Origin of the sequence: Caulobacter sp. X (assembly GCF_002742635.1) — a bacterium.
In the GTDB taxonomy this organism is placed as follows: domain Bacteria; phylum Pseudomonadota; class Alphaproteobacteria; order Caulobacterales; family Caulobacteraceae; genus Caulobacter.
In genome coordinates this window covers 926817-951392 of the sequence record NZ_PEGF01000001.1, presented here as the reverse complement: position 1 = coordinate 951392, position 24576 = coordinate 926817, and the positions used below count along the sequence as shown (strand labels likewise).

At 67.2% G+C, this 24576-nt stretch carries 27 protein-coding genes; 17 read left to right on the top strand and 10 right to left on the bottom strand.

The genetic code is table 11. The features are described 5' to 3' along the window. Positions 1-3 precede the first annotated feature (3 nt). Both CSW60_RS23010 and CSW60_RS23410 read right to left on the bottom strand, forming a co-directional pair. Positions 4-90 (bottom strand): hypothetical protein, encoded by an 87-nt coding sequence (locus tag CSW60_RS23010; RefSeq protein WP_143324168.1) that lies wholly within the window; start codon positions 88-90, stop codon positions 4-6. A gap of 77 nt (positions 91-167) precedes the next feature. Beyond that, a complete protein-coding gene (locus CSW60_RS23410; RefSeq protein WP_161495621.1) occupies positions 168-317 on the bottom strand; it encodes a hypothetical protein in 150 nt (49 codons plus the stop codon). Positions 318-455: 138 nt separating this feature from the next. Between CSW60_RS23410 and CSW60_RS04265 the strand changes: the two genes are divergently transcribed. Then, positions 456-1235 carry a methyltransferase domain-containing protein gene (locus CSW60_RS04265; RefSeq protein ID WP_099536073.1) on the top strand — a complete coding sequence of 260 codons (780 nt, stop codon included), beginning with the start codon at positions 456-458 and terminating at the stop codon, positions 1233-1235. Here the strand turns inward: CSW60_RS04265 and CSW60_RS04260 are convergent. Further along, positions 1224-2987 carry a patatin-like phospholipase family protein gene (locus tag CSW60_RS04260; RefSeq protein ID WP_099536072.1) on the bottom strand — a complete coding sequence of 588 codons (1764 nt, stop codon included), beginning with the start codon at positions 2985-2987 and terminating at the stop codon, positions 1224-1226. The genes CSW60_RS04265 and CSW60_RS04260 overlap by 12 nt on opposite strands. A gap of 200 nt (positions 2988-3187) precedes the next feature. Here CSW60_RS04260 and CSW60_RS04255 point away from each other — a divergent pair, with 200 nt between their 5' ends. Genes CSW60_RS04255 through CSW60_RS04240 form a run of 4 tightly spaced genes read left to right on the top strand, consistent with a single transcriptional unit; the run spans position 3188 to position 8943 of the window. Continuing rightward, on the top strand, positions 3188-4780 hold the full coding sequence (locus tag CSW60_RS04255; protein ID WP_099536071.1) for a carboxyl transferase domain-containing protein: 1593 nt from the start codon (positions 3188-3190) through the stop codon (positions 4778-4780). Between the two features lie 20 nt (positions 4781-4800). Further along, the gene (locus tag CSW60_RS04250; protein WP_099536070.1) at positions 4801-5640 is read left to right on the top strand and encodes an enoyl-CoA hydratase-related protein; all 840 of its coding nucleotides are present in this window, start codon (positions 4801-4803) and stop codon (positions 5638-5640) included. A gap of 23 nt (positions 5641-5663) precedes the next feature. Then, the gene (locus CSW60_RS04245; protein WP_099536069.1) at positions 5664-6977 is read left to right on the top strand and encodes a DUF3667 domain-containing protein; all 1314 of its coding nucleotides are present in this window, start codon (positions 5664-5666) and stop codon (positions 6975-6977) included. Between the two features lie 7 nt (positions 6978-6984). After that, positions 6985-8943, top strand: coding sequence for an acetyl/propionyl/methylcrotonyl-CoA carboxylase subunit alpha (locus tag CSW60_RS04240; protein ID WP_099536068.1), 1959 nt, complete (start codon positions 6985-6987; stop codon positions 8941-8943). Between the two features lie 45 nt (positions 8944-8988). Here the strand turns inward: CSW60_RS04240 and CSW60_RS04235 are convergent, their stop codons facing one another. After that, a complete protein-coding gene (locus CSW60_RS04235; RefSeq protein ID WP_099536067.1) occupies positions 8989-9666 on the bottom strand; it encodes a type 1 glutamine amidotransferase domain-containing protein in 678 nt (225 codons plus the stop codon). 339 nt (positions 9667-10005) lie between these two features. Between CSW60_RS04235 and CSW60_RS04230 the strand changes: the two genes are divergently transcribed. Beyond that, the gene (locus CSW60_RS04230) at positions 10006-10404 is read left to right on the top strand and encodes a DUF1489 family protein (RefSeq protein WP_099536066.1); all 399 of its coding nucleotides are present in this window, start codon (positions 10006-10008) and stop codon (positions 10402-10404) included. A gap of 174 nt (positions 10405-10578) precedes the next feature. On the opposite strand, the gene panC is transcribed toward CSW60_RS04230, so the two are convergent. Next, positions 10579-11442 (bottom strand): pantoate--beta-alanine ligase, encoded by an 864-nt coding sequence (gene panC, locus CSW60_RS04225; RefSeq protein ID WP_099536065.1) that lies wholly within the window; start codon positions 11440-11442, stop codon positions 10579-10581. 201 nt (positions 11443-11643) lie between these two features. Here panC and CSW60_RS04220 point away from each other — a divergent pair, with 201 nt between their 5' ends. The 4 genes from CSW60_RS04220 to CSW60_RS04210 all read left to right on the top strand — a co-directional run bounded on the left by CSW60_RS04220 (position 11644) and on the right by CSW60_RS04210 (position 14358). Then, positions 11644-12480, top strand: coding sequence for a division plane positioning ATPase MipZ (locus CSW60_RS04220; protein WP_099536064.1), 837 nt, complete (start codon positions 11644-11646; stop codon positions 12478-12480). A 71-nt stretch (positions 12481-12551) separates the two neighbouring features. Beyond that, complete coding sequence (locus tag CSW60_RS04215; protein WP_099536063.1) at positions 12552-12983, top strand: DnaJ domain-containing protein; 432 nt, start codon at positions 12552-12554, stop codon at positions 12981-12983. A gap of 14 nt (positions 12984-12997) precedes the next feature. Next, positions 12998-13057 (top strand): hypothetical protein, encoded by a 60-nt coding sequence (locus CSW60_RS23005; protein WP_106907314.1) that lies wholly within the window; start codon positions 12998-13000, stop codon positions 13055-13057. A gap of 80 nt (positions 13058-13137) precedes the next feature. Further along, entirely contained in the window at positions 13138-14358 is a 1221-nt protein-coding gene (locus CSW60_RS04210) for a PLP-dependent aminotransferase family protein (RefSeq protein ID WP_099536062.1), read from the top strand. A 58-nt stretch (positions 14359-14416) separates the two neighbouring features. Here the strand turns inward: CSW60_RS04210 and CSW60_RS04205 are convergent, their stop codons facing one another. Continuing rightward, positions 14417-15721, bottom strand: coding sequence for a D-alanyl-D-alanine carboxypeptidase (locus tag CSW60_RS04205; protein WP_099536061.1), 1305 nt, complete (start codon positions 15719-15721; stop codon positions 14417-14419). 312 nt (positions 15722-16033) lie between these two features. Between CSW60_RS04205 and CSW60_RS04200 the strand changes: the two genes are divergently transcribed. From CSW60_RS04200 to CSW60_RS04185, 4 genes are all read left to right on the top strand, one after another. After that, positions 16034-16468 (top strand): phasin family protein, encoded by a 435-nt coding sequence (locus CSW60_RS04200; protein ID WP_099536060.1) that lies wholly within the window; start codon positions 16034-16036, stop codon positions 16466-16468. A gap of 121 nt (positions 16469-16589) precedes the next feature. Then, positions 16590-17057 (top strand): RidA family protein, encoded by a 468-nt coding sequence (locus CSW60_RS04195; protein ID WP_201722963.1) that lies wholly within the window; start codon positions 16590-16592, stop codon positions 17055-17057. Then, positions 17057-17830: a glycerophosphodiester phosphodiesterase gene (locus CSW60_RS04190; protein WP_099536058.1), complete on the top strand. Its 774-nt coding sequence runs from the start codon at positions 17057-17059 to the stop codon at positions 17828-17830. The genes CSW60_RS04195 and CSW60_RS04190 overlap by 1 nt, the downstream gene beginning before the upstream one ends. Further along, positions 17827-18999, top strand: a complete 1173-nt coding sequence (locus CSW60_RS04185) for a GNAT family N-acetyltransferase (protein WP_099536057.1) — start codon at positions 17827-17829, stop codon at positions 18997-18999. The genes CSW60_RS04190 and CSW60_RS04185 overlap by 4 nt, the downstream gene beginning before the upstream one ends. Before the next feature lie 21 nt (positions 19000-19020). Here the strand turns inward: CSW60_RS04185 and CSW60_RS04180 are convergent, their stop codons facing one another. Further along, positions 19021-19509 carry a pyridoxamine 5'-phosphate oxidase family protein gene (locus CSW60_RS04180; protein ID WP_099536056.1) on the bottom strand — a complete coding sequence of 163 codons (489 nt, stop codon included), beginning with the start codon at positions 19507-19509 and terminating at the stop codon, positions 19021-19023. Between the two features lie 132 nt (positions 19510-19641). On the opposite strand from CSW60_RS04180, the gene CSW60_RS04175 reads away from it, so the two are divergent. Together CSW60_RS04175 and CSW60_RS04170 are read left to right on the top strand one after the other, a co-directional pair. Then, entirely contained in the window at positions 19642-20172 is a 531-nt protein-coding gene (locus CSW60_RS04175; protein WP_236634210.1) for an RNA polymerase sigma factor, read from the top strand. Beyond that, positions 20165-20752 carry a hypothetical protein gene (locus CSW60_RS04170; RefSeq protein ID WP_099536055.1) on the top strand — a complete coding sequence of 196 codons (588 nt, stop codon included), beginning with the start codon at positions 20165-20167 and terminating at the stop codon, positions 20750-20752. Before CSW60_RS04175 ends, CSW60_RS04170 begins: the two co-directional genes overlap by 8 nt. On the opposite strand, the gene CSW60_RS04165 is transcribed toward CSW60_RS04170, so the two are convergent. After that, complete coding sequence (locus tag CSW60_RS04165; protein ID WP_099536054.1) at positions 20715-21296, bottom strand: DUF4287 domain-containing protein; 582 nt, start codon at positions 21294-21296, stop codon at positions 20715-20717. The two genes, CSW60_RS04170 and CSW60_RS04165, sit on opposite strands and share 38 nt — an antisense overlap. Positions 21297-21348: 52 nt before the next feature. On the opposite strand from CSW60_RS04165, the gene CSW60_RS04160 reads away from it, so the two are divergent. Then, positions 21349-21783 carry an HIT family protein gene (locus tag CSW60_RS04160; protein WP_099536053.1) on the top strand — a complete coding sequence of 145 codons (435 nt, stop codon included), beginning with the start codon at positions 21349-21351 and terminating at the stop codon, positions 21781-21783. 16 nt (positions 21784-21799) lie between these two features. Here the strand turns inward: CSW60_RS04160 and CSW60_RS04155 are convergent, their stop codons facing one another. Next, positions 21800-22123, bottom strand: a complete 324-nt coding sequence (locus CSW60_RS04155) for a hypothetical protein (protein ID WP_099536052.1) — start codon at positions 22121-22123, stop codon at positions 21800-21802. A gap of 112 nt (positions 22124-22235) precedes the next feature. Next, positions 22236-24566, bottom strand: coding sequence for an ATP-dependent Clp protease ATP-binding subunit ClpA (clpA, locus tag CSW60_RS04150; RefSeq protein WP_099536051.1), 2331 nt, complete (start codon positions 24564-24566; stop codon positions 22236-22238). Positions 24567-24576: the final 10 nt, after the last annotated feature.

Sequence of the window (24576 nt, the reverse complement as noted above, 5' to 3'; positions counted from 1 at the left end):
ACCCTAGGCGGAGACCTCGTTCTTCAGGCTCCAGGTCACGACTTGCGACCGCGGTTGGAGACAATGAGACACTGGATCACCTCCTTTCAGTAGTTGAACAACACAAGGAGGATATGGGCCTTTCCGCCGGGATGGGAAGAGGCGCCTAACGCGACCCGAGGTCGCGGTCAGAGCGTAAGCAGGCGAAGGCCGATCAGGATCAGAGCCCACATCGCCACGGCGGCGCCAACCGCCAGGGGGCGGCTAAGGTTCAGTCGACGGACGTTCGGGGCCGGGGCGGGCGCGCCGCCCGGAGCCAGATGAATCTGCGTGACCATTCCGCGTGAATTCCTTCCCTGTGGCCCCTCTGTCGGAGGTCTATTTCGAACAGTATGATGAATCTTCTTCGTTGAGAAGAATTCTTCACAGACGACGAAGTTGCACGGTGTCGGATTGTCGCACCGGGGAGGGATAGAATGGCGCGCTGGGATCCGGACATCTACGCCCTCTACCGCCGATACCGCGAGCGGCCGGCTCAAGACCTCATGGCGATGTTGCCCGCCGATATGGCGCCGCGCGAAATCTGGGACCTCGGCTGCGGCATGGGCGAGCAGGCGGCCTTGCTGGCCGAGCGCTTTCCGCTGGCGCGCGTGCGCGGCCTGGACTCCAGCCCGGAGATGCTGCGACGGGCCCGGGCGCTGTCCGATCAGGTGGAATGGATCGAGGGCGGCATCGAAGGCTTCGCCCCGGACGCGCCCGCCGATCTGATCTTCACCAACGCCGCTCTCCACTGGGTGAACGATCATAGGATGTTGATCCCGCGCCTCGCGGCCGCCTTGGCGCCGTCGGGCGTCCTGGCGGTTCAGGTCCCGGTGGTCGATAGCCTGGGCTGGCGCGGCAGCCTGGCCGAGGTCATCCAGGTGGGGACCTGGGCCGCCAAGCTGGCGAACATCGCCGGCGCTGGCCCGACAGCGTCGCCCGAGGACTATTATGGCTGGCTGGCGCCGCTGTGCGCCGAGATCGACATCTGGACCACCACCTATCTGCACGCGCTGCGCGGCGAGGATCCGATCGTCGAGTGGACGATGGGCGCCACCCTGCGCCCCTATCTCGACGCGCTGGATGATGGGGAGAAGTCGCTGTTCCTGGACGCTTGGCGCGCTCGACTGGCGCGACGGTTTCCGCGTCGGGAGGACGGCGTGACCCTGTTTCCCTTCAAGCGCCTATTTATTGTGGCTCGCCGGTCAGCGACCTGAGGCGGCTTGGCGTTCGCGCAGGCTCAGGCGGCGACGCAGCGTCGTCACGGGCTGGCGCAGGGTGTCCAGCGCGAAGCCGGCGGCGACGCGCCCGGCCTTCACGGAAGGCTCGAAAGCGCGCCAGTCGCGGATGTCGACCCCTTCCAGCTTCGGCGTGATCAGGACGTCGGTGGCCTCGCGCGCGGCGGTGATGTCGCGGCCGGAGGTGACCGTGGCCGCCCGCATCAGCAGGGCCACGATCGGCGGACCGCGTCGCCACTCGCCCGAGGTGATCCAGTTCCAGAGGGAAGGCGGGGTGACGATATCGTCCGGGGTGATGCTGCGGCCGCGCGTGACGTCGACGCCGACGATCGGACCAGGCTGGAGCGCGCGCATGACGTCGGCGGGGAAGTTCTTCATCACCGCCCCGTCGACCAGCACCGAGCCGTTGGCGGTGGCCGGCGGCATGACGCCGGGCAAAGCGATCGAGGCGCGCAGAGCCGCCTGCAGCTCGCCCGTGCGATGCAGTTGGTAGGCCCCCGAGGTTAGGTTCGACGAGACGCAGAAGAACGGCAGCCAGAGATCGCTGATCTCGACGCCGCTGAAATGCTCTTCCAGGCGCGCCCTGACCTTTTCGCCGCGTGTCATGGCGATCATGGGAAAGGCGATGTCGTCCAAGGGGCTGGAGTCGACAAAGGCCTTTTGGATGCGCGCCTCCATCTCACCGTCGTCCCAGCCCATGGCCAGGCCCGCGGCGATGATCGCGCCCATCGAGGCGCCGCCGACGAAGTCGATCGGAATGGCCCGCTCGCGCATCGCCTGGATCGCGCCGATGTGGGCGTACGCCCGCGCGCCGCCGCCGGAGAGGACTAGGCCGACGGACTGTCCGGTCATCACCCGCGCCAGCCGTTGAAGGTCGGCCACGCCGTTTTCGCGCAGATGGAAGAGGCGCGCGGGCTGGGTCGCGGCGACCCAGGCCTCCGAGCCGCTGGGGCGAACAAGGCTGGCCGACTGCAGCAGGATCAGGTCGACCAGGCGCTGGGCCTGCAGGGGTCCCGAAGCGTAGCTGGGGATCACGGTCGGCGGCGGGCGGTCGCCGCGCCCAACGCGGAACAGCCGGTCCACCTGCCGGCCGACCACGTGCTTCCAGGCGGTCTCGTCGGCCTCGGCGACATAGAGGACGAAGTCGTGAGCGTACTCGACATTGCCGAACCACTCGGTCGGGGCCAGCAGCGCCTCGCCGCCCTCGACCGTGACCGTGTAGCCCAGGTTCTCGATACAGCGGCCCAGGCGTTCGACGATCGGCCGGATGGGCGCGCCGGGCTCGACGGCGATGAAGCCGAACACCGACGGATCGCCCACGGCCGGCTGGCTTCGGGCCTGCCGCGCCCGATGGATCATCAGCCGCGAAAGCTCCAGCAGGACGCTGGGATCCTCCTCGGCCGCCTCGAAGAAGACATCGCGGGGCATGGCCAGCATCTCGCTGTCACGCAGAGCGACCATGCTGGCGGAGTGGGCGGTGTCGCCGATCATGGCCATCTCGCCGGCGGGTTCGCCTGGGCGGATCAGCCCCAGGAACTGCGGCTCCTGGCCGGGTTCGCGGCGGAAAGCGCCCAAGCGGCCGGTCTTCAGGAAATAGAGCTGGTCGGCCGCTTCGCCCGGCTCGAACAGCGTCGCGCCGCCTGGCAACGAGAACCACGCCGCCGTCCCGTTTCGCCGCTCGCGGGCGAACAGGCGCGCTAGGGCCGAGTCATCAGGCAGGGGCGTTTCCACGGCGCGGACCGTAGTGCCGCCAGGGCGAAGCTGTAAACGGCCTCGCGCGATCGGCAGGCTTGACCCCGAGCACGCGTTCAGGCGCAATCATTGCTCTGGAAGATAAAATGTCTAAGAACGGTTTTGGCTCTGAATCTTCGGCTTCGGGGTCCAAAAAACTCCGACTTCCGGGGATGGGTGGAAAAGGCTAAGCGTCGGTCATGCCGAAGTTGAACTCCGTTATCGACGCGTCCAACGACGCCTTCGCCCGCAACGCCGCGCACAATCGCGCCCTGGTCGCCGAACTTCGCGCCAAGGTGGCCGAGGCGGCCCTGGGCGGTCCGGAGAGCGCCCGCGAGCGCCACGCCTCGCGCGGCAAGCTGCTGCCCCGCGAGCGGGTCGAGCGCCTGCTGGATCCCGGTTCGCCCTTCCTGGAGATCGGCCAACTGGCCGCCTGCGACCTCTATGGCGGCGAGGCGCCGGGGGCGGGGATCATCTGCGGGGTCGGCCGGGTGTCGGGCCGCGAGGTGATGATCGTCGCCAACGACGCCACGGTGAAGGGCGGCGCCTACTTCCCGATGACGGTGAAGAAGCATCTGCGCGCTCAGGAGATCGCGGCTCAGAACCATCTGCCTTGCGTCTATCTGGTCGACAGCGGCGGCGCGAACCTGCCGCACCAGGCCGAGGTCTTCCCCGACCGCGACCACTTCGGCCGCATCTTCTTCAACCAGGCGCGGATGAGCGCGGCGGGCATTCCGCAGATCGCTTGCGTTATGGGCTCGTGCACCGCCGGCGGCGCCTATGTCCCGGCGATGAGCGACGAGACGGTGATCGTCCGCAACCAGGGCACCATCTTCCTGGCCGGCCCGCCGCTGGTGAAGGCCGCGACGGGCGAGGTGATCAGCGCCGAGGAACTGGGCGGGGCCGAGACCCATGGTCGCCGCTCGGGCGTGGTCGACCATGTCGCCGAGAACGACGAGCATGCGCTGGAGATTGTCCGCGCGATCGTCGCCAATCTGAACACGACCAAGCCGGAGCAGGTGGTCCTGGCCGACGCCGAACCGCCGCTTTACGACCCCCAGGAGCTCTACGGCATCGTCCCGACGGACGTCCGCGCGCCTTACGACGTGCGCGAGGTCATCGCCCGCATCGTCGACGGCTCAAGGTTCGACGAGTTCAAGGCCCTGTACGGAAAGACCCTGGTCTGCGGCTTCGCCCGCATCTGGGGACAGCCGGTGGCGATCCTGGCCAACAACGGCGTGCTGTTCAGCGAGAGCGCCGTGAAGGGCGCGCACTTCATCGAGCTGGCCTGCAAGCGCAAGGTCCCGCTGGTTTTCCTGCAGAACATCTCGGGCTTCATGGTCGGCGGCAAGTACGAGGCCGGCGGCATCGCCAAGGACGGCGCCAAGCTGGTCACCGCCGTCGCCTCGGCCGAGGTGCCGAAGTTCACCGTGCTGATCGGCGGCAGCTTCGGCGCGGGTAACTACGGGATGTGCGGCCGGGCCTACAGCCCGCGCTTCCTGTTCACCTGGCCGAACAGCCGCATCTCGGTGATGGGCGGCGAGCAGGCCGCCAGCGTGCTGGCCACCGTCCACCGCGACGCGGCCAAGTGGACGCCCGAGGAGGCCGAGGCCTTCAAGGCGCCGATCCGCCAGCGCTACGAAGATGAGGGCAACCCCTACCACGCCACGGCGCGGCTATGGGATGACGGGATCATTGACCCGGCTCAAACGCGGGACGTTCTGGGGCTTGCAATCTCGGCCAGTCTCAACGCCCCTATCCCGGAGACGACCTTCGGCGTTTTCCGGATGTAGCGTCCCAAAGGAGTAGCCCCATGACCAATCCCATCGCCGATCCCATCGTCGAGGTCCAAGACACCGACGCGATGAGCCCGCTGGTCCACATGGAGAGCACGCCCGAGGGCGCGGTCACCGTCTGGATCAACCGTCCCGACAAGAAGAACGCCTTCGACGCGGCGACCATCGCGGCCCTGCGCCAGACCTTCGAGACCCTGCACGGGGCCGAGGGCGTACGCGTGGTGTTCCTGCGCGGCGTGGCCGGAACGTTCAGCGCTGGCGCGGACCTTTCCTGGATGGCCGACGCTGTCGAGTGGGACGAGGACGACAACCGCGAGGATGCGCTCGAACTGGCCCATATGCTGAAGGCCCTGCACGACATCCCGGCCTTGACCGTGGCCCTGGTGGAAGGCGCGGCCTATGGCGGCGGCGCGGGCCTGGTGGCGGCCTGCGACCACGCCCTGGCGACGGCGGACGCCAAGTTCTCGTTCTCCGAGGTCAAGCTGGGCCTGACGCCCGCCACCATCAGCCCGTACGTCATCGCGGCCCTTGGGCCGCGTACGGCCAAGCTGCTGTTCGCGACCGCCCGCGTCTTCGACGCCGACGCGGCCTGGAGCTACGGCCTGGTCGACGAGGTGTTCGACGACGTCGCCGGCCTTGAGGCCGCCCGTGACGCTCTGATCGAGGAGATGGTTCCCTGCGCCCCCGGCGCGATCGGCGACGCCAAGGCCCTGGTCAACGACTTCGCTGGTCAGAAACTCGACAGAGGCCTGGTCGAAGAGACCGCGCGCCGCATCGCGCGTCGCCGTGTCTCCGAAGAAGGACAAGAAGGCGTGCGCGCCTTCCTCGCGCGTCGTAAACCCTCCTGGGCTGAATAGACTCAACCAGGGGGACGTGGGGCGTGGTCACAGGCGCGGAATTGGAAGCTGCGGCGGCGGACTCGGCGGGAGGTTTCGCCGGGGCCAAGAAAAAGCCGTTCACCCACAAGGGAGAGCCCTGCAAGAACTGCGGCACGCCGTTGGAGGGCTGGTACTGCTATAACTGCGGCCAGAACGCCGACACTCACCACCGGTCGATCCTGCATCTGATCTGGGAGGCCATCGAGGGGATGTTCCACCTCGATGGCCGCCTGGCCAACACCCTGCCGCTGCTGTTCTTCAAGCCTGGCAAGCTGGCCAAGGACTATATGGAAGGCCGCATCGCGCGGCACGTGCCGCCGTTCCGGACCTTCCTGGTCGCCCTGCTGTTGTTCATCTTCGCGGCCGAGCACGCGATTCATAAGATTCGCCACGAGGTCGAGCTGAAGGAGGAGCGGGAAGTCGCCGCCCTCGCCACGCCCGCCGGCCGGAAGGCCAAGGCGGACGAGATGCGTAAGGACGCGTCGGAAACGCGCGACAGCCGCCTGAAAGACGCGGCGGAAGAGCGCGATGAGGCGCTCAAGGAGCCCGGCGCTGACAAGGCCGCGATCATCGCCAAGCACGACGAGAAGGCCAAGAAGGCTCAAGACCGCTACGCCGCCAAGCTCGCCGAGGCGGACGCGCTGGAAAAGAACCCCAACGCCGCCGCGGAAGCCAAGGCGCAGATCGAGAAACGCGGCGAGGACGTCGCTCAAACCATCCGCGGGATCGACCTGCAAAGGTTGGACAAGATCGACGAAGACACTCAGAAGATCGGCGAGGCTGATATCGGCGGGCAACACTTCAACGTGGTGACGCCGGGCGCCGAGAACCACAAGGCGTTCAAGGCCGATGTCGATCTCGGCGGGCACTCCGGAAAGTCTGGCATGGGCCAGCGGTTCAAGGAGGGCCTGGCCAAGGCCGTGGCCAATCCTGAGTACTATATGGTCGTAATGTTCGGCTGGGCCCACCGCTTGGCGGTGCTGCTGCTGCCGATCATCGGGCTGAGCCTGGCCCTCGTCTATGTGAACCGCCGACAGTTCTACATCTACGACCACCTGCTGGTGGCGACCAACCTGCTGTCTTTCTCGTTCCTGACCAATGCGATCATGATGGTGTTGCCGATGCCCCTGGCGGGGATCTGGGGCGTCATCATCACCTTCTGGACGCCCATCAACCTGTTCCAGACCCTGCGTGGCGGCTACGGCTCGACCATCGTGGGCGCGATCTTCAAGACGCTGGTCGTCTGGTTCATGAGCGTCTTCTCGTTCGCGCTGCTGCTCTCGCTGCTGCTGATTTTCACCCTCACCCAGATGTAGGTCTCGCTTGATCGCTTCCGTCCTGATCGCCAATCGCGGCGAGATCGCTCGCCGCATCATCCGCACCGCCCGAGAGCTGGGCGTGCGGACGGTCGCCGTCTATTCGGAAGCCGACGCCGACGCGCCGTTCGTGATGGAGGCCGACGCGGCGATCCTGATCGGACCAGCGCCGGCCAAGGACAGCTATCTGGATCCGCGCAAGATCCTGGCGGCGGCCAAGCAGATGGGCGCGGACGCGATCCACCCCGGCTACGGCTTCCTGTCCGAGAACGCCGACTTCGCCCAGAGCGTGATCGACGCGGGCCTGACCTGGATTGGTCCGCCGCCCTCGGCGATCCGCGCCATGGGCCTGAAGGATGCGGCGAAGTCCGTGATGATCGAGGCCGGCGTGCCGACGACCCCCGGCTACCTCGGCGAAGACCAGTCCGTCGAGCGCCTCGCGGCCGAGGCGAGCAAGATCGGCTATCCCGTGCTGATCAAGGCCGTGGCCGGCGGCGGCGGCAAGGGCATGCGCAAGGTCGAGCGGGCGGAGGACTTCGAGGCCGCCCTGGGCTCGTGCCGCCGCGAGGCCGCGGCGGCGTTCGGCGACGACCGGGTGCTGCTTGAGAAGTACGTCACCCGCCCGCGCCATATCGAGGTGCAGGTGTTCGGCGACAGCCACGGCAATGTCGTCCACCTGTTCGAGCGGGACTGCTCGCTGCAGCGCCGCCACCAGAAGGTCATCGAGGAAGCGCCGGCCCCGGGCATGGACGAGGCCACGCGTGAAGCGGTCTGCGCCGCCGCCGTGAAGGCCGCCAAGGCCGTGGGCTATGTCGGCGCCGGCACGGTCGAGTTCATCGCCGACGCCAGCGAGGGCCTCCGCGCCGACCGCATCTGGTTCATGGAGATGAACACCCGCCTGCAGGTCGAGCACCCCGTCACCGAGATGGTCACGGGCCAGGACCTCGTCGAGTGGCAACTGCGCGTCGCCGCCGGCGAGCGCCTGCCGCTGGACCAGGACGAGATCACTCTGGACGGCTGGGCCATGGAGGCGCGCCTCTACGCCGAGAACCCGGCCACCGGCTTCCTGCCGTCGACGGGCAAGCTGAAGCATTTCCGCCTGCCCGAGGGCGACGTCCGCGTCGACAGCGCGGTGGAGGAGGGCGGCGAGGTCACCGCCTTCTACGACCCGATGATCGCCAAGTTGATCGCCCATGGCGCCGACCGCGAGGACGCCGCCCAGCGCCTGGCCGAGGCCTGCGCCCTGGTCGAGGTCTGGCCGGTCAAGACCAACGCCGCCTTCCTGGCCAAGTGCGCAAGCCATCCAGACTTCGTCGATGGCGCGGTCGATACCGGATTCATCGAAGCGCGCCTGGAGGAGCTGACCGAACGGACCTTCAGTGACGAGCCGGCCATGGCCGCGATCGGCTGGCGTCTCGACAGCTTCCTGGAGGCCGAGGCCCGCCGCGATCCGTGGGAGAGCGCGCCGTCCAAGCTGCTGGGTTTCCGCATGAACGCCGATCGCGCGGCCATGACCCTGCCCATGTCGGTGGACGGCAAGCCGACGCCGCTGCGAGTGGCCTTGCTGGGCGGAGGGACCGAGGACTGGTCCTGGGACATCCGCCACGCCGACGGCCGAACCTTCGACGAGGTCGCGCGCCTGCCCACGACCTATGGCAAGGGGCCGATCCACGTGTTCGAGGGGGGCGACGTCCAGACGTTCGACTTCGAGGCCCACGTGGGCGGCGCGGGGGAGGGGGCGGCCTCGGATGGCGCGATCCTTTCGCCAATGCCGGGCAAGATCGTCTCCGTCGCCGTCTCGGCCGGACAGAGCGTCAGCAAGGGTCAGACGCTGCTGACCCTGGAAGCCATGAAGATGGAGCACGCCCTGGTCGCGCCATTCGATGGCGTCGTGGCCGAGCTCTCGGCCTCGGCCGGCGGCCAGGTCAGCGAAGGCGTGGTGCTGGCGCGGCTGGAAGGCGCCTGACGCCAAAGAGAAAGGGCCAGGCCGCGACGGACCTGGCCCCTTTGCCTAGCGGATCTGGTCGAGCAGCGCCTTGGCGGCGTCCTCGGAGCTGGCGGGGTTCTGGCCGGTGACCAGCTTGCCGTCCACGACCACGAAGGAGCCCCAGTCGGCGCCCTTCTCATAGGTCGCGCCCAGCTTCTTGAACTCGTCCTCGACCAGGAAGGGCACGACGTCGGTCAGTTCGACGGCGGCTTCCTCGGAATTGGTGAAGCCGGTGACCTTGCGGCCCTGGACCAGCGGCGAGCCATCGGCCGCCTTGACGTGGCGCAGCACGCCCGGCGCGTGGCAGACGAAGCCGATGGGCTTGCCGGCGCGCTCGAAGCTTTCGATCAGCTGGATCGAGGTTTGCGATTCGGCGAGGTCCCAGAGAGGCCCGTGGCCGCCCGGATAGAAGACCGTATCGAAATCGACGGCGTTGACAGTCTCGAGCTTCACCGTGTTCGCCAGGGCCTTTTGGGCTTCGGGATCGGCCTTGAAGCGGTGGGTCAGCTGGGTCTGGAACTCGGGCAGGTCGCTCTTGGGGTCCAGCGGCGGCTGTCCGCCAGCCGGCGAGGCCAGCACGATCTCGGCGCCGGCGTCCTTGAACGCGTAGTAGGGGGCGGCGAACTCTTCCAGCCAGAAGCCGGTCTTCTTGCCGGTGTCGCCGAGTTGATCGTGCGAGGTGAGGACCATCAGGATCTTCACGGGCGTTCTCCTTTGGAGCATGGGCGGAGCGCCGCTCGGATCCGCCGAGCGGCTCGGGACGACGCCTCGGCGTCGTCGGGAGGCCTTATCTGGTGAGGGAACGCGCGCGAAACCAGAGCGGCTCGGGCCGAAAAGAGAACCGCCGCTTCGGACGCATGCGACAACGTCCTCAGCGGCGGCGCCAGGCGGACGAGTCCGCCGAGTCATCGCGCTCTGGTGAAGCGCGATGACCTCAGCATAACGACGTGCGGCGAGGGGGCGACGGCTTTCACCCTTGGGGCGAGCCTGGACGCGGACCAGGCGATTTGCCTTGCGCCTCTAGCGCGCTATCTACCCGCCATGGCGCTGCACATCATCAAACTGGTCGTTGGCTGCGATACGATCGACGATCTTCTGGCCTGGCACAAAGAAGGCCACCCTTGGGTCATGCACACGCGCATGACGCCCAAGCGGATCGACGAGGTGTTGGACGGCGGTTCGTTGTACCGCGTGTTCAAGGGCCAGATCCTGTGCCGCCAAAAGATCCTGGCGATCGACACGGTCGGTTCCGGCCCGGCGTCCCGCTGCGAGGTCACGGTCGATCCGACGATCGTCCGCGTGGCGCCCCAGCCGCGCCGGGCGTTCCAGGGCTGGCGGTATCTGACGCCCGAGGACGCGCCGCCGGACCTTACCGAAGGCGAGGCGGCGGACCTGCCGCCGGAGCTGGCCCGCCAGCTACGCGAACTGGGCGCCTGGTAACTTCGGCGATCGTTGTTAGCTTAATAGCAACTAGGGCGGGTGTTTCCTCTGCGCAGGGAAGCGGAGGAATAAAGATGAAAGCCGGTTACGCCGTCTTGGGGGCGGGCATGTTGTTCGTGGGCTTCGCCGTCGGCGTGTTCATCGCGCTGCAGCCGGCGATCTGACCGCCCGGCGTCAGACCCGCTTGACGGCCATATTGTCGATCAAGCGCGTGCCGCCCAGCCAGGCCGCCACGAGGATGCGGCCCTCCGCCTCGCCGATCGGGCCCGGACCCAACCGCGACAGATCGCTGGCCTCACGCACTTCCACATAGTCCACTTGGCGGAAACCGGCGGCCTTCAGCGCCTCGACCGCGATCGCCTCGGCCTCGTCGACCCGGCCGCCAGCCGCCACGGCTTGTGAAGCCGCTTTCATCGCGTCGGGCAGGGCCACGGCCGCCGCGCGTTCGTCCGCGGACAGGTAGGCGTTGCGCGAGGAGAGGGCCAGTCCGTCCTCGGCCCGGGCGGTGGGGGCGCCGATGATTTCGACCGGAATGTCGAGATCCCGCGCCATGCGCTTGACCACCTGCAGCTGCTGGTAGTCCTTTTCGCCGAACACGGCGACGTCGGCTTGCGACTGGATGAACAGCTTGGCGACCACGGTCGCGACGCCGCCGAAGAACTGCGGCCGCGCCGCGCCTTCCAAAGGCTCTGACACGCCGGACACGGTGATCAGGGTCGAGAAGCCGGGCGCGTACATCTCTGCGGCGTTCGGCGCGAACATCAGGTCGCAACCGACCGCGGCCAGCTTCTCGGCGTCGGCGGCTTCGCCGCGCGGATAGGCGTCAAAGTCCTCGTGCGGCGCGAACTGCTTGGGATTGACGAAGACGCTGGCGATCACGCGGTCGGCGTGCTGCTGCGCCAGACGGATCAGTGAGAGATGGCCTTCATGCAGAGCGCCCATGGTCGGGACCAGGGCCACGCGCTGGCCGACCGCCTTCCAGGCGCGGACATGCTCGCGCATTTCAGCGACGGTGCGGACGATGGTCGGTTGGGTCATGACGGCCTCCACGCGGACAGGTGGGGCTTATGGCCTTCGCGGGATCGAAGGTCCACCGCGACGCAGCGGAAACCCGCCGTGGAGCGCGCTGCGACAATTAGGTCTGTGGATGGAGGGCGTTGACCCCATGAGGCGCTGGTAACATCGTGTTAACCTCCGTCCAAGGTCGCGCGAGTCGCGACGCATGAAGGATCGAAACTCATGGCCGAAACGCGTGTCATCGTCGTCGGCAACGAGAAGGGCGGGGCGGGCAAGTCGACCATCGCCGTCCATCTCGTCACCGCGCTGCTGTACGGCGGCGCCAAGGTCGCGGTCATCGACCTGGACCTGCGCCAGAGCACCTCGGCGCGGTTCTTCGAGAACCGTCGCACCTGGCTGGAAAGCAAGAAGCTGGAACTGCCCGAGCCGCTGTCGCTGCGCCTGTCGGACAATGACATCGCCCTGGCCGAGAAGCCGGAAGAGGAGCAGATCGCCGGCTTCGAGGCCGCCTTCGCCAGGGGCCTCGCCGAATGCGACTTCGTGCTGATCGACACCCCCGGGGGCGACACCGCCGTCTCGCGCCTGGCCCACGGCCGCGCCGACCTGATCGTCACCCCGATGAACGACAGCTTCGTCGACTTCGACATGCTGGGCCACGTCGATCCGGTGAGCATGGAGCTGACCAAGCCCAGCCTCTATTCGCTGACGGTGTGGGAAGCCCGCAAGCAGAGGGCTCTGTCCGGCCAACGTCAGGCGCTTGATTGGGTCGTGCTGCGCAATCGTTTGGCGACGACGGAAGCCCGGAACCGCAAGCGTCTTGAAGACCGCCTGACGGCTCTGGCCAAGCGGGTCGGCTTCCGCATCGGGCCCGGTCTGCGCGACCGCGTCATCTATCGCGAGCTGTTCCCGTTCGGCCTGACCATCGCGGATCTGTCGCCGCAGGTTCGCCCGGTGCCGGTGTCGCTGCAGCACCTGGCCGCGCGCCAGGAGCTGCGCGCCTTGATGCACAGCCTGGGCCTGTCGGCCTATTCGGGCGAGACGCTGCTGGCGGCGCAGTAGTCCAAGGGCTACATGATCTGGAGCGGGCGGCTGGGGAGACCTCGCCGCCCGTCTTCGTATCCGGAGTGTCGATGCTTTACCTGCTGCTGGGCGTGGCCATCCTGGCCTTCCTGCTCTGGCCGCGCCGGGCCCTGCTGAAAGGCGACGGCTGGCGGGTGGGGGCGGGCGTGGCCGCCATTGTCGCCTTCGCCTTCGCCGGCTACGCCACGATCCGCGGCTCCTGGGGCACGGGGATCGTGCTGGGCGTCCTGGGCCTTTGGACCGTCACCGAGGCGCGTCGACGGCCGATCATCCGCCGCCAGGTCGTCCATCCGCCGCGTAGCGAACTCAGCCTGTCGGAGGCCCGCGCCATCCTGGGCGTCTCTCCCGACGCGACGCTGGAGGAGGTCAAGGCCGCCTATGCTCGCCTGATCCGCATGGCCCATCCCGACGTCGGCGGGACCGAGGGCCTCGCCGCCCAGCTGAACGCCGCGCGGGATCGTTTGATCAGGAAGCGCGGCTGAGCTAGGACAGGGGCATGATCAATCGCGAACGCTTCTGGCGCCGCCGCTCCTCGGGACCGACCTGCTCGGTATGACGCCCTGATCGCTTGTTCAGGCGAGACGCTTTCGCGCGTCTCTTCACCGTGTCTTTCCCGTTCGGACTTCTGATCATCCCATGACCGACCAATCCCACGACTGGGCTTCGCGCTTCAGCGATCGCATGGCCCGCGTCCGCGCCAGCGAGATCCGCGAGCTTCTCAAGCTGCTGGACCAGCCCGACATCCTGTCCTTCGCCGGCGGCATTCCCGATCCGGGTCTCTTCCCCGCCGAGGAGATCCAGAAGGGCTACCAGGCCGTGCTGGCCGACCCCGTGCTGTCGCGCCAGGCGCTGCAGTATTCGGTCAGCGAGGGCTACCTGCCGCTGCGCCAATGGATCGCCGAGCGGATGACCCGCGACGGCATGCCGTGCGAGCCGCACAACATCATGCTGACCGCCGGCTCGCAGCAGGCGCTGGATCTGATCGGCAAGCTATTCGTCAGTCCGGGCGATCCCGTCGTGGTGGCTCGGCCGACCTATCTGGGCGCCCTGCAAGCGTTCAACGGCTATGAGCCGGCCTATCGAGACCTGCCTGACGGCGCGCTGGCCGCGCCGGCGGACGTCGATCTGCCCCGCGGCGCGCTGGGCTATTTCGTGCCCGACTTCGCCAATCCGACGGGGGTCAGCCTGACCTTGGCCGAGCGCGAGGCGTTGCTGGCGCTCGCCGATCGCCTGGACTGGAGCCTGGTCGAGGACGCCGCCTATCGCGAGCTGCGTTTCGTCGGCGAGTCCACGCCCACCTTGCTGTCGCTGGATATCGCCCGCTCGGGCGGCATCGACAACGCCCGGACGATGTTCCTGGGCACACTGTCCAAGACCCTGTCGCCCGCGCTGCGCATCGGTTGGGTCTGCGGGCCCAAGGCGGTGATCGAGAAGCTTGTTCTGCTCAAGCAGGGCGCGGACCTGCATGTCTCGACGATCAACCAGATGGTCGCCCATCGCGCCGTCTCGGAAGGCTATGATCAGCACCTGCACCGCCTGCGCGGCGCCTATGGCCACAAGGCGCGGGTGATGCTGGCGGCGTTGGACAAGACCATGCCCCAGGGCGTGACCTGGTCGCATCCCGAAGGCGGCATGTTCGTCTGGATCGACCTGCCCGAGGGGTTCGACGGCGCCGCGCTGCTGGCGCGGGCGATCGAGGAGGAGCGCGTGGCCTTCGTGCCGGGCGCGCCGTTCTTCGCCGAGGTTCCGAGGGCGAACGCCATCCGCCTCAGCTATTCCCTGCCGACCGACGCCCAGATCGAGGAGGGCGTTCAGCGCCTGGCCCGGCTGATCGGACGGGTGATGGCGGAAGCCTAGACAGCAAAAACCCCGGAAGGTTTGCCTTCCGGGGTTTTTCTTTTGGGGGTGGCGGGCCTTAGCGCGGCGACAGCACCATGCAGGGCACGCGCTTGGCCTTCAGAGCCGAGCAGGCGTTGCGGGCGGCGTCGGCCGTCAGGCCCTGGAACTGGGCGCGGAACGTGCCGCCCGCGCCTTCGACGGCGGCCTCGGCGTCGGCGACGACCTTGGCGAAGCGACCACGCACCAGCTTCAGCTGGTCGTTGGCCAGCGACTTGGACTTGAAAGCGCCGACCTGCACGCTCCACTCGCCTTGCGGCTTCTTGGCCGGCTTGGCGGTGGCCTGGGCGGCGCGCAGGGTGGGGGACACCTTCATCGGGCCCGGATTATGCGGGTTCTCGGTCAACACGATTTTCAGGCCGGCCTGGTCGCCATCGCCCTGTTCGACCGACGGACGCTGGATCGGACCCGAGGGATCATCCTCGTAGATGTTGGCGGCGATGGTGGTCCGCTCGCCCTTGGCGCGGCGCTTCATCACGTCGAAGCCCGTCAGCAGAAGGTCTTCCATGTTGTTGTCGCGCCAGGCGGTCGACGGGCCGCCCAGGACCACGGCGATCAGGCGGCGGCCGTCGCGGACGGCCGAACCGGCCAGGTTGAAGCCCGAGGCGTTGGTGTAGCCGGTCTTCAGGCCGTCAAAGCCCTCCATGCTGTCCAGCAGGCGGTTGTGGCCCTTGATGTAGTTGCCGCGGAAGGTGAAGCCTCGGACCGAGAAGTAGCTGTAGTACTGGGGGAAGTCCCGCATGATGGCGCGCGACAGGATGGCCAGGTCGCGGGCGGTCGAGATCTGGCGGCTGTCGGGCAGGCCCGAGGCGTTCACGAAGCGGCTGTTGCGCATGCCCAGTTCCTGACCACGCAGGGTCATCAGGGCGGCGAATCGCGACTCGCTGCTAGCCAGACGTTCGGCCATGGCGACGGCGACGTCGTTGGCCGACTTCACGGTCATGGCCTTGATGGCTTCGTCGACACTCATGCTGTCGCCCGGACGAAGGCCGATCTTGGTCGGGGCCTGGGCGGCCGCGCGCGGGGACATGACCACCCGATCGGTCAGTTTCAGGCGGCCTTCGCTGAGGGCCTCGAAGGTGAGGTACAGCGTCATCAGCTTGGTCACCGACGCCGGGTAGCGGGGGCTGTCAGCCCTTTTGTCGTAAAGGACTTCGCCCGAATTGGCGTCGATCACGATCGCCGCGTACTTCGGTTCGGAAGCGTTCAGCTGCAGATAGGGTATGGCGGCCGAGGCGGTCGGCGCCAAGGCGCTGAACAGCGTCGCCAGCGCCAGGCCGGCGGCGGCCAAAACGGTACGAGCGGAGGTAAGCTTGGCGAACATGATGGACGTCCGTCATCTGAACTGAGCGGTTCCGCACCGCCACACGCGTGTCCTTAACATGATGGCCGGCCCCTTTCGCTAAAGTAAACAAGTGGTGAGCGAACATGCCGCAGGGGCGAAAAAAATGGGCGCGTGGTTCCAATGCTGCAGCTTGGATGGGCGGCGTGGCGGGTAACCTTAGGTTATGGTGCGCTGCACAAAATCCTTGACTGCTGCACTGCAACATGGCAAACCGACGTTGTCCCAAGCGCAGATGGGCGAGTTGCAGCTCGATCCGTCCGCCCCGCCGCCTTCCTCCCCAGGAGAGACCCCATGGCCGCCGCCGAAACCGTCAAGAACACCGTCGAACAGTTCACCGCCGCGTCCAATCAAGCCTTCAAGGACGGCGTCGAGAAGTCGCTCGCCGCTCTGGCCGAAGCCAACACGCACTCGAAGAAAAACCTCGAAGCCGTCGTCGCCTCGGTGACGGCCGCCACCAAGGGCGCCGAAGCCCTGGGCGCCGAGACCTTCGCCTACGGCAAGAAGCTGGCCGAAGACCAGGTCGCCGCCGCCAAGTCGCTGGCCGCCGCCAAGAGCGTGCAGGAAGCCGTCGAACTGCAGACCGCCTGGGCCAAGTCGGCTCTCGAAGCCTACATCGCCCAGGTCAGCAAGGCCTCGGAGATCGTCTCGGCCTCGATCAAGGACTCGGTCAAGCCGCTGAACGAACGCGTCAGCGCCGCGGTCGAGAAGTTCCAAGCCGCTCGCTAAGAGCCGGCTTTCGCGTCCCGCCGACGCGATCCAAGACGAGAAGCCCGGGCCGAAAGGTCCGGGCTTTTTTCTTTTGCGCCCGCGCCGCTCGCGTTAAGGATGCCGTGAAACTCGTGGGAGCGTGCGGATGTCGAAGGTGGAAGAGCGTCTGAAGGCGATGGGCGTGGAGTTGCCGCAGCCGGTGGCGCCGGTGGCCAACTACGTCCCCTTCGTCCGCTCGGGTAATCTCGTCCACATCTCCGGCCAGATCTCGTTGGACGCCGGTGGCGGCATCAAGGGCACGGTTGGCGTCGACGTCGACCTGGAGACCGCACAGAAGGCCGCCCGCATCTGCGGGATCAACCTGCTGGCCCAGATGAAGGCCGCCTGCGACGGCGACCTCGACCGCGTCGTGCGGGTGGTGAAGCTGGGCGGCTTCGTCCAGGCTGGCCCGGACTTCATCGACATCCCCAAGGTCGTCAACGGCTGCTCGGACCTGATGGTCGAGGCCCTGGGCGACGCCGGCCGGCACGCTCGCTCGGCGGTGGGCGTCTACAAGCTGCCCCTCGGCTTCGCGGTCGAGGTGGACGCGGTGGTGGAGATCGCCTGATGCGCTCGCGCGAACGCCCCTCGACCGAAACCTTCGGCGAGGCGTGGGAGCGCCTGTTCGATCCGCCGGCGGCCCATCGCGGCCTCTGGAGTCCCGAAGGCGCGCCGGAGAATTCCCTGGCCGCCTTCCAGGCCGCCTGCGCCCACGGCTACGCCATCGAGCTGGATGTCCAACTGACCGCGGACGGCGAGGCGGTGGTGTTCCACGACGACCGCCTGGAGCGGATGACGGGCCGGGAAGGGCGCCTGCGCGACCACACCGCCGCTGACCTCGCGACGATGACCCTGAAGGGCGCGGACGAGACCATCCCAACCCTGGCCGACGCCCTGACCCTGATCGGCCACCGCGCCATGGTGTTCATCGAGCTGAAGACGCCGTTTGGCGAGGTCGGTCCGCTGGAGAAGCGCGTCTCCGACGTGCTGCTCGATCACAACGGCCCGACCGCAGTGATCGGCTTCAACCCTTACTCCCACGCCTGGTTCGCCGATCATCATCCGCAGATCCTGCGCGGCCTGAACTCCTACAGCTGGAACGACGACAACGCCCGCAAGCTGGCGCCGGAGATGCGCAAGTCGCTGGCCGCGCTGGAGCAGGTCGAGCTGGCGCGACCCGACTTCCTGTCGCTAGGCCTCGACATGTTGCCCAGCCCGCGCGCCGACCTATATCGCGCCAAGGGCATGCCCGTGATCGCCTGGACGGTCCGCAGCCCCGACCAGTGGGAAGGCGTGCAGGACCATTGCGACAACCTGATCTTCGAGGGCTTCCACGCGTGAAGTCGGGTCCCACTGGGGTCCGTCCGCAGGTTCGCGTCCATCGCGCGATCGCCGAGATCGGCAAGGACGCCTGGGACGCTTGCGCCGGGCCGACGGGCGACCCGTTCGTCTCCTACGACTTCCTGTCGATCCTGGAGGAAAGCGGCTGTGTCTCGGCCCGCACCGGCTGGGCTCCGCAGCATCTGTCGATCGAGGACGAAGACGGCGCCGTCGCCGGCGTCATGCCCCTCTATCTGAAGTCCCACAGCCAGGGCGAATATGTCTTCGATCACGCCTGGGCCGACGCCTACGAGCGGGCTGGCGGGCGTTACTATCCCAAGCTCCAATGCTCCTCGCCGTTCTCGCCGGTGACGGGGGCGCGGCTGATCGTCCGGCCGGATGTCGATGCGGACGAGGGGCGTTCAGCGCTCTTGGGCGGCGCCTTGACGCTCTGCGAACGGATGGGGGCCTCTTCCGTCCACGTGACCTTCCCGGTCGAGGACGAGTGGCGCTGGATGGGCGAGCGCGGAATGCTCCTCCGCCAGGACCAGCAGTACCACTGGGAGAACCGCGACTACGCGACCTTCGACGACTTCCTGGCCGCCTTGTCGGCCAATCGCCGCAAGACGATCCGGCGCGAGCGGCGCGACGCCCAGGACGGCCTGGAGATTGTCGCCCTGACCGGCGGCGACCTGACCGAGGATCACTGGGACGCCTTCTTCGCCTTCTACATGGACACAGGCAGCCGCAAGTGGGGCCGGCCCTATCTGAACCGCCGGTTCTTCTCGTTGCTGAACGCACGGATGGCCGACAGGGTGCTGCTGATCATGGCCCGGCGTCCGGGCGGCCCGTTCATCGCCGGAGCTCTAAACCTGCTCGGCCGCGATTGCCTCTACGGCCGCCACTGGGGTTGTGTCGAGGATGTGCCGTTCCTGCACTTCGAGCTCTGCTACTACCAGGCCATCGAGCACGCGATCCGGCTTGGGCTGCCGCGCGTCGAGGCGGGGGCGCAGGGCCAGCACAAGATCGCCCGCGGCTATCTGCCGAGCCCGGTCTATTCGGCGCACTGGATCGCAGATCCGGCCTTGCGGGAGCCAGTCGCGCGTTATCTGGAGCGCGAACGCGAGGCGGTGGCGGCCGACATCGAGATGCTGACCGAGGAATTGTCGCCGTTCCGGGAGGAGCGCTAGGCTCCTCCTCACGGCGAACCCCTACTGCAGGCGGACTTCGCCGACCTTGTCCTTGTAGTCCTTCTTCGGGTCGGCCCCGAGCATCATCTTCACGCCAGCGAACAGGCTGTTCTCGTTCAGCCAGATCTGGGCGTCGCCCGGCTCGAAGCGCAGCAGGCGCAGCTTGGGATCGTCCTTGCCCTCGTACCAGGCGGCGATGAAGGGGTTCCACAGACGCTCGATCGTCTCGCGGTCGTTGTCGATCCGCATGCGGCCTTCAATCGTCGCGAAGAGGTCGTGACCCTTGGACACGAAGTGCATCAGCGCGTCGTGCTCGCCGTCCGCGACGGCCTGAACGAGATCCACGTCGACGGCGCTGAAGATCCACATCGGCCCGGAATGATCCCCCTCGAATACGGCGGTCATCGGCTGGGCGCGACCGTTCTCGTGATCGGCGAGGCCCAGCATCACGGTGCGGTCGGACTTCAGGGCCTTCCAGAACTTCTCGGCCAGATCGGCTTCCTTGGACATCGTCGTCTCCTTTGCTTGGGAGACGAACGACGGCGGGGCGGGCGCGTTCCGACGGCGAAGCTTCGGTATGTGAGCCGTCGAAGAAAGTGGTGAGAAACCCTGCGCCGAACGGACTACCTCTGTATCTGGGGGATGTCGGACCACATGGACGCCAAGCAGCAAGAGCAATACCGCCTAGCCGCCAAAGCTTTCGGTCCGGGACTGGATCGCCTGTCCAGGGCCTATGAGGCCGATCCCGATCTGCGTCGCGATCTCCTTCAGGACATCCATGTCGCCCTGTGGCGGAGCCTGGCGAAGTTCGATGATCGGTGCAGCCTGCGCACCTGGGTCTATCGCGTGGCGCATAATATCGGCGCGTCGCACATCGTCAGGCAGCGCGCGCAGCTGTCGAACTTGATCTCGCTGGACGATCTCGACTGGCCCAGCGAAGCCCCGACGCCGGAGGAGGCCGTCGGCGCATCCCAAGCGCACCGCCTTCTGATGGACATCTTGCAGCGTCTGAAGCCGCTCGATCGGCAGGTCATGCTGCTTTACCTCGAAGACTTCGACGCTAAGGCCATCGCCGAGGTCACCGGCCTTTCAACCGGGGCGGTGGCGACGCGCATCTATCGGGTGAAGGCGCTGCTGAGCGCCGCCTTCGTGAAAGGAGATCGCCGTGACTGACGATGTAAAGGCCCTGTGGCGGCGGCAGCCGCTGGACGCGACCGACATGAACCTCGCCGCGCTGCGGGCGCGCGCAGATGCTCAACTGGCCAGCATTCGCCGGGCGCGCCTCCTGCTTGTCGGATGCGTAGGGGTGGGTGTCGCGATGGCCATCAAGCTGGCGGTGTCGGCTCCCACGACATTGCTCCGTCTGGGGGAGGGACTTCTGGCCGTCGGCTTCGTGTTCGTCCTGATTTTGGGTTGGCGGCGGTTGTCGCTGTCCTCACCAGAAACGGGGGAGGCCTGCCTGAGCTTTCTGCGACAGATGTTGGAGCGGCGAAGACGGGCGGTGCAGGGCGGGTGGATCGCGCTGGTCGCCCCGCTGCTGCCGGGCATGGCCGTTATGCTCGTTGGTCTGGCGGTCGCCAGCGGAGGGGCGTGGTTGCGGCTGGCCCCGATCGCCGCGCTGCTGGCGCTGTGGTTGATCATCATGCTTGTGATCCAGGCCAGGGAGGCCGCCAAGGTGAGCGCCGAGCTTGCTTGGCTGGATCAGGTCGGCGCCCCTAAGACCGCTCCCATGCCGCCTGGAGCAGCGCCCTGACCTCATCGTCCACCTCGGCCGGGGAGGCGAGGAGCAGCTTGGCTTTGAGCCGCTCCGACCAGCCCTCGTTCTTCGGCTCGGCGAGGCGCGGTGAGGCGTCCGGGGTGACCGCCAGGCCGAGCACGGCTTGACCGCCTCTCGCCGGCTTCAGCGCCGCGAACTGGGCCTTGCGGGACCAGGCGGTGTAGCCCTTGCGCTGGCCGGTCACCAGGTCCGGGAGGTCGGCGATCGCCGCCTCGACCGCAGCCAGGATCGCGGTCGCGGCCGTGTCGGTCCACAGGCCCGCGCGCAGCCCCGCCGCGTCATCCCAGCCGCCGGCTTGGGGATAGGCGACGGCGAAGATGCTGGCGGCGCGATTTTGGCCAAGGCCATAGGTCGCCTTCAGCCATTCGGCGCGGGCCCTGGGCTTGGTCTCCGGGCACTCGCGGCGGACGATCTCGACCCACTGCTCCAGCGTCTTGCCGGTCTCGCGCTCGAGATTGGCCCGCAGCGAGGCGAACCACTTCTGCTGCTGCTCGGTCAGGCCCTGAGGTTTGGTGTCCATGGTTGCGCCCGTCCCCTGGTTTGCTACCACCGTCCCACACAGGGAGACGGTCATGAGCCTCGACGGACGCTACGACGCGGACAACATCTTCGCCAAGATCATCCGGGGCGAGATCCCCAGCGTGAAGGTGTTCGAGGACGACCGGGTCCTGGCCTTCATGGACGTCTTTCCCCAGTCACGCGGCCACGCCCTGGTCATCTCCAAGGTTAGCCAAGCCCGCAACCTGCTGGAGGCCGAGCCCGAGGTGCTGGCGGAGCTGGCCGCCGCGACCCAGAAGCTGACCAAGGCGGTGGTGTCGGCGCTGAAGCCCGACGGCGTCGTCGTCACCCAGTTCAACGGCGCCCCCGCCGGCCAGACGATCTTTCACCTGCACTTCCACGTGATCCCTCGCTACGAGGGCGAAGCCTTGGGCCGGCACGGGGAGGGCGGCATGGCCAATACCGACGAGCTCAAGGTCCTGGCGGCAAAAATCGCGGCGGCGCTCTAGGGCGACGCCTTCACTCTTAGGGGATCAGCTTCGGCAGCGCCGTGTAGAGCGCGAGCAGCACAGCCATGCCGCCGAGCAGGGACCAGCCCTGCATGCGAATTTTCTCGCTCAGCCGCGCTTCTAGCTGTGCAAGCTCCATGCGCAGCGTCAGCTTCGTCTCCATCAGGTCATCCTTCGTCGCGAAGGCCTTCAGGTCTTCCTTGGTCGCGAGGTGGCTGATGTCGGGCATGCCGGCGGTCTGTTGGAAGATCTCGACCACGGTGTCGGCCATGCGCTCGTCCATCCCGGCTTCACGAAGCCGTTTGGAGGCGCTGAGCGTGTCGAACCCAATCGAGGTCATGCCTACACGCTAGCCGTTTGTTCTTGTTTCGTCCACAATTTTGGGTGGGCTTGAAACGAAAAAAAGGCCCGGATCGCTCCGGGCCTTTCCGTTTTAAGTCTGACGCCTAAACCTACTCGGCCAGGGCCGGTTCGGCTTCGTCGGACTTGCTGGCCTTAGGATCGGCCGCGCTGTCGATCTCGAAGTCGATCTTGCTGTCCTTGAGCACGACCTTGACGTGGCCGCCGCGGACCAGGCGTCCGAACAGGATGTCGTCGGCCAGCGGCTTCTTGATGTGCTCCTGGATGACCCGGGCCAGGGGCCGCGCGCCATAGAGCTCGTCGAAGCCGTTCTTGGCCAGCCAGTCGGCCGCGTCGTCCGACAGTTCGATCGTGATGTTGCGGTCGGCCAGTTGGGCCTCCAGCTGCATGACGAACTTCTGCACGACCTGGCGGATGATCTCCGGCGTCAGCGGCTTGAAGGCCACGACGGCGTCCAGGCGGTTGCGGAACTCCGGCGTGAACAGGCGCTTCAGGGCCGCTTCCTCTTCGCCCTCGACCTTCGAGCGGCCGAAGCCGATCGAGTTGCGCTGGGCGTCCGAGGCTCCCGCGTTGGTGGTCATGATCAGGACCACGTTGCGGAAGTCGACCTTCTTGCCGTTGCTGTCGGTCAGGGTGCCGTTGTCCATCACCTGCAGCAGGATGTTGTAGACATCCCCGTGCGCCTTCTCGATCTCGTCGAGCAGGACGACGGCGTGCGGGTGCTGGTCGACCGCGTCGGTCAGCTGACCGCCCTGGTCGAAGCCGACATAGCCGGGAGGGGCGCCGATCAGGCGGCTCACGGTATGGCGCTCCATGTACTCCGACATGTCGAAGCGCAGCATCTCGATGCCCAGGGTCTGGGCCAGTTGCTTGGCGGCTTCGGTCTTGCCGACGCCGGTCGGACCGCTGAACAGATACGAGCCGATCGGCTTGTTCGGTTCGCGCAGGCCGGCGCGAGCCAGCTTCATGGCGGCCGCCAGCTGGGTCAGGGCCTCGTCCTGGCCGAACACGGCGCGCTTCAGGTCGGTCTCGAGTTCCTTGAGGGCCTCGGTGTCCGACTTGCTGACCGACTTCGGCGGGATGCGGGCGATCTTGGCGACGACGCTTTCGATCTCCTTCACGCCGATCGTCTTCTTGCGGCGGCTTTCCGGCAGCAGCATCTGCGACGCGCCGGCTTCGTCGATCACGTCGATCGCCTTGTCCGGCAACTTGCGGTCGGTGATGTACTTGGCCGACAGCTCGACGGCGACCTTAAGGGCGTCGTTCGTGTACTTCAGCTTGTGGAAATCCTCGTAGTAGGTCTTCAAGCCCTTGAGGATCTTGATGGTGTCTTCCACCGTCGGCTCGTTCACGTCGATCTTCTGGAAGCGACGGACCAGGGCCCGATCCTTCTCGAAGTGCTGGCGGAACTCCTTGTAGGTGGTCGAGCCCATGCAGCGCAGGCTGCCCGAGGCCAGGGCCGGCTTCAGCAGGTTCGAGGCGTCCATCGCCCCGCCGCTGGTCGCGCCGGCGCCGATCACGGTGTGGATCTCGTCGATGAACAGCACCGCGTTCGGGTGGCTTTCCAGCTCCTTGACCACCTGCTTGACGCGTTCCTCGAAGTCGCCGCGATAGCGGGTGCCGGCCAGCAGCGCGCCCATGTCGAGCGAGTAGATGGTGGCGCCCTCCAGGACCTCGGGGACCTGGTGCGTGACGATCTTGCGGGCCAGGCCCTCGGCGATGGCGGTCTTGCCGACGCCGGGGTCGCCGACGAGCAGCGGGTTGTTCTTGGTGCGACGGCACAGGATCTGGATCGCGCGCTCGACTTCGTTCGCGCGGCCGATCAGCGGGTCGACCTTGCCTTGGCGGGCCTTTTCGTTGAGGTCGACGCAGTAGGCTTCCAGAGCCTCGCCGCCCGTCTTGGCGTTGGGCTTTTCGCCGTCTTCCTCGGTCTGGTTCGAGCCGGCGCTGGCGCCCTTGACGCTCTTGGCTTCCGAGGCGCCGGCCTTCTTGGCGATGCCGTGGGCGATGAAATTCACCGCGTCGTACCGCGTCATGTCCTGCTCCTGCAGGAAATAGGCGGCGTGGCTCTCGCGTTCGGAGAAGATGGCGACCAGCACGTTGGCGCCGGTCACTTCCTCGCGACCCGACGACTGGACGTGGATCACCGCGCGTTGGATCACGCGCTGGAAGCCGGCGGTCGGCTTGGCGTCTTCCTCGTCATCGACGACCAGCGAGGCCAGTTCGACGTCGAGATAGTTCGACAGGCTCTTCTTCAGCGCGGCGAGATCGACGTCGCACGCGCGCATAACTCCGGCGGCGTCGTCGTCGTCGGTCAGGGAAAGCAGAAGATGCTCCAGCGTCGCGTACTCGTGCTTACGCTGGTTGGCGTAGGCCACGGCGCGATGCAGGGACTCTTCCAGGGGGCGCGAAAAAGAGGGCAACGGGTAAGCT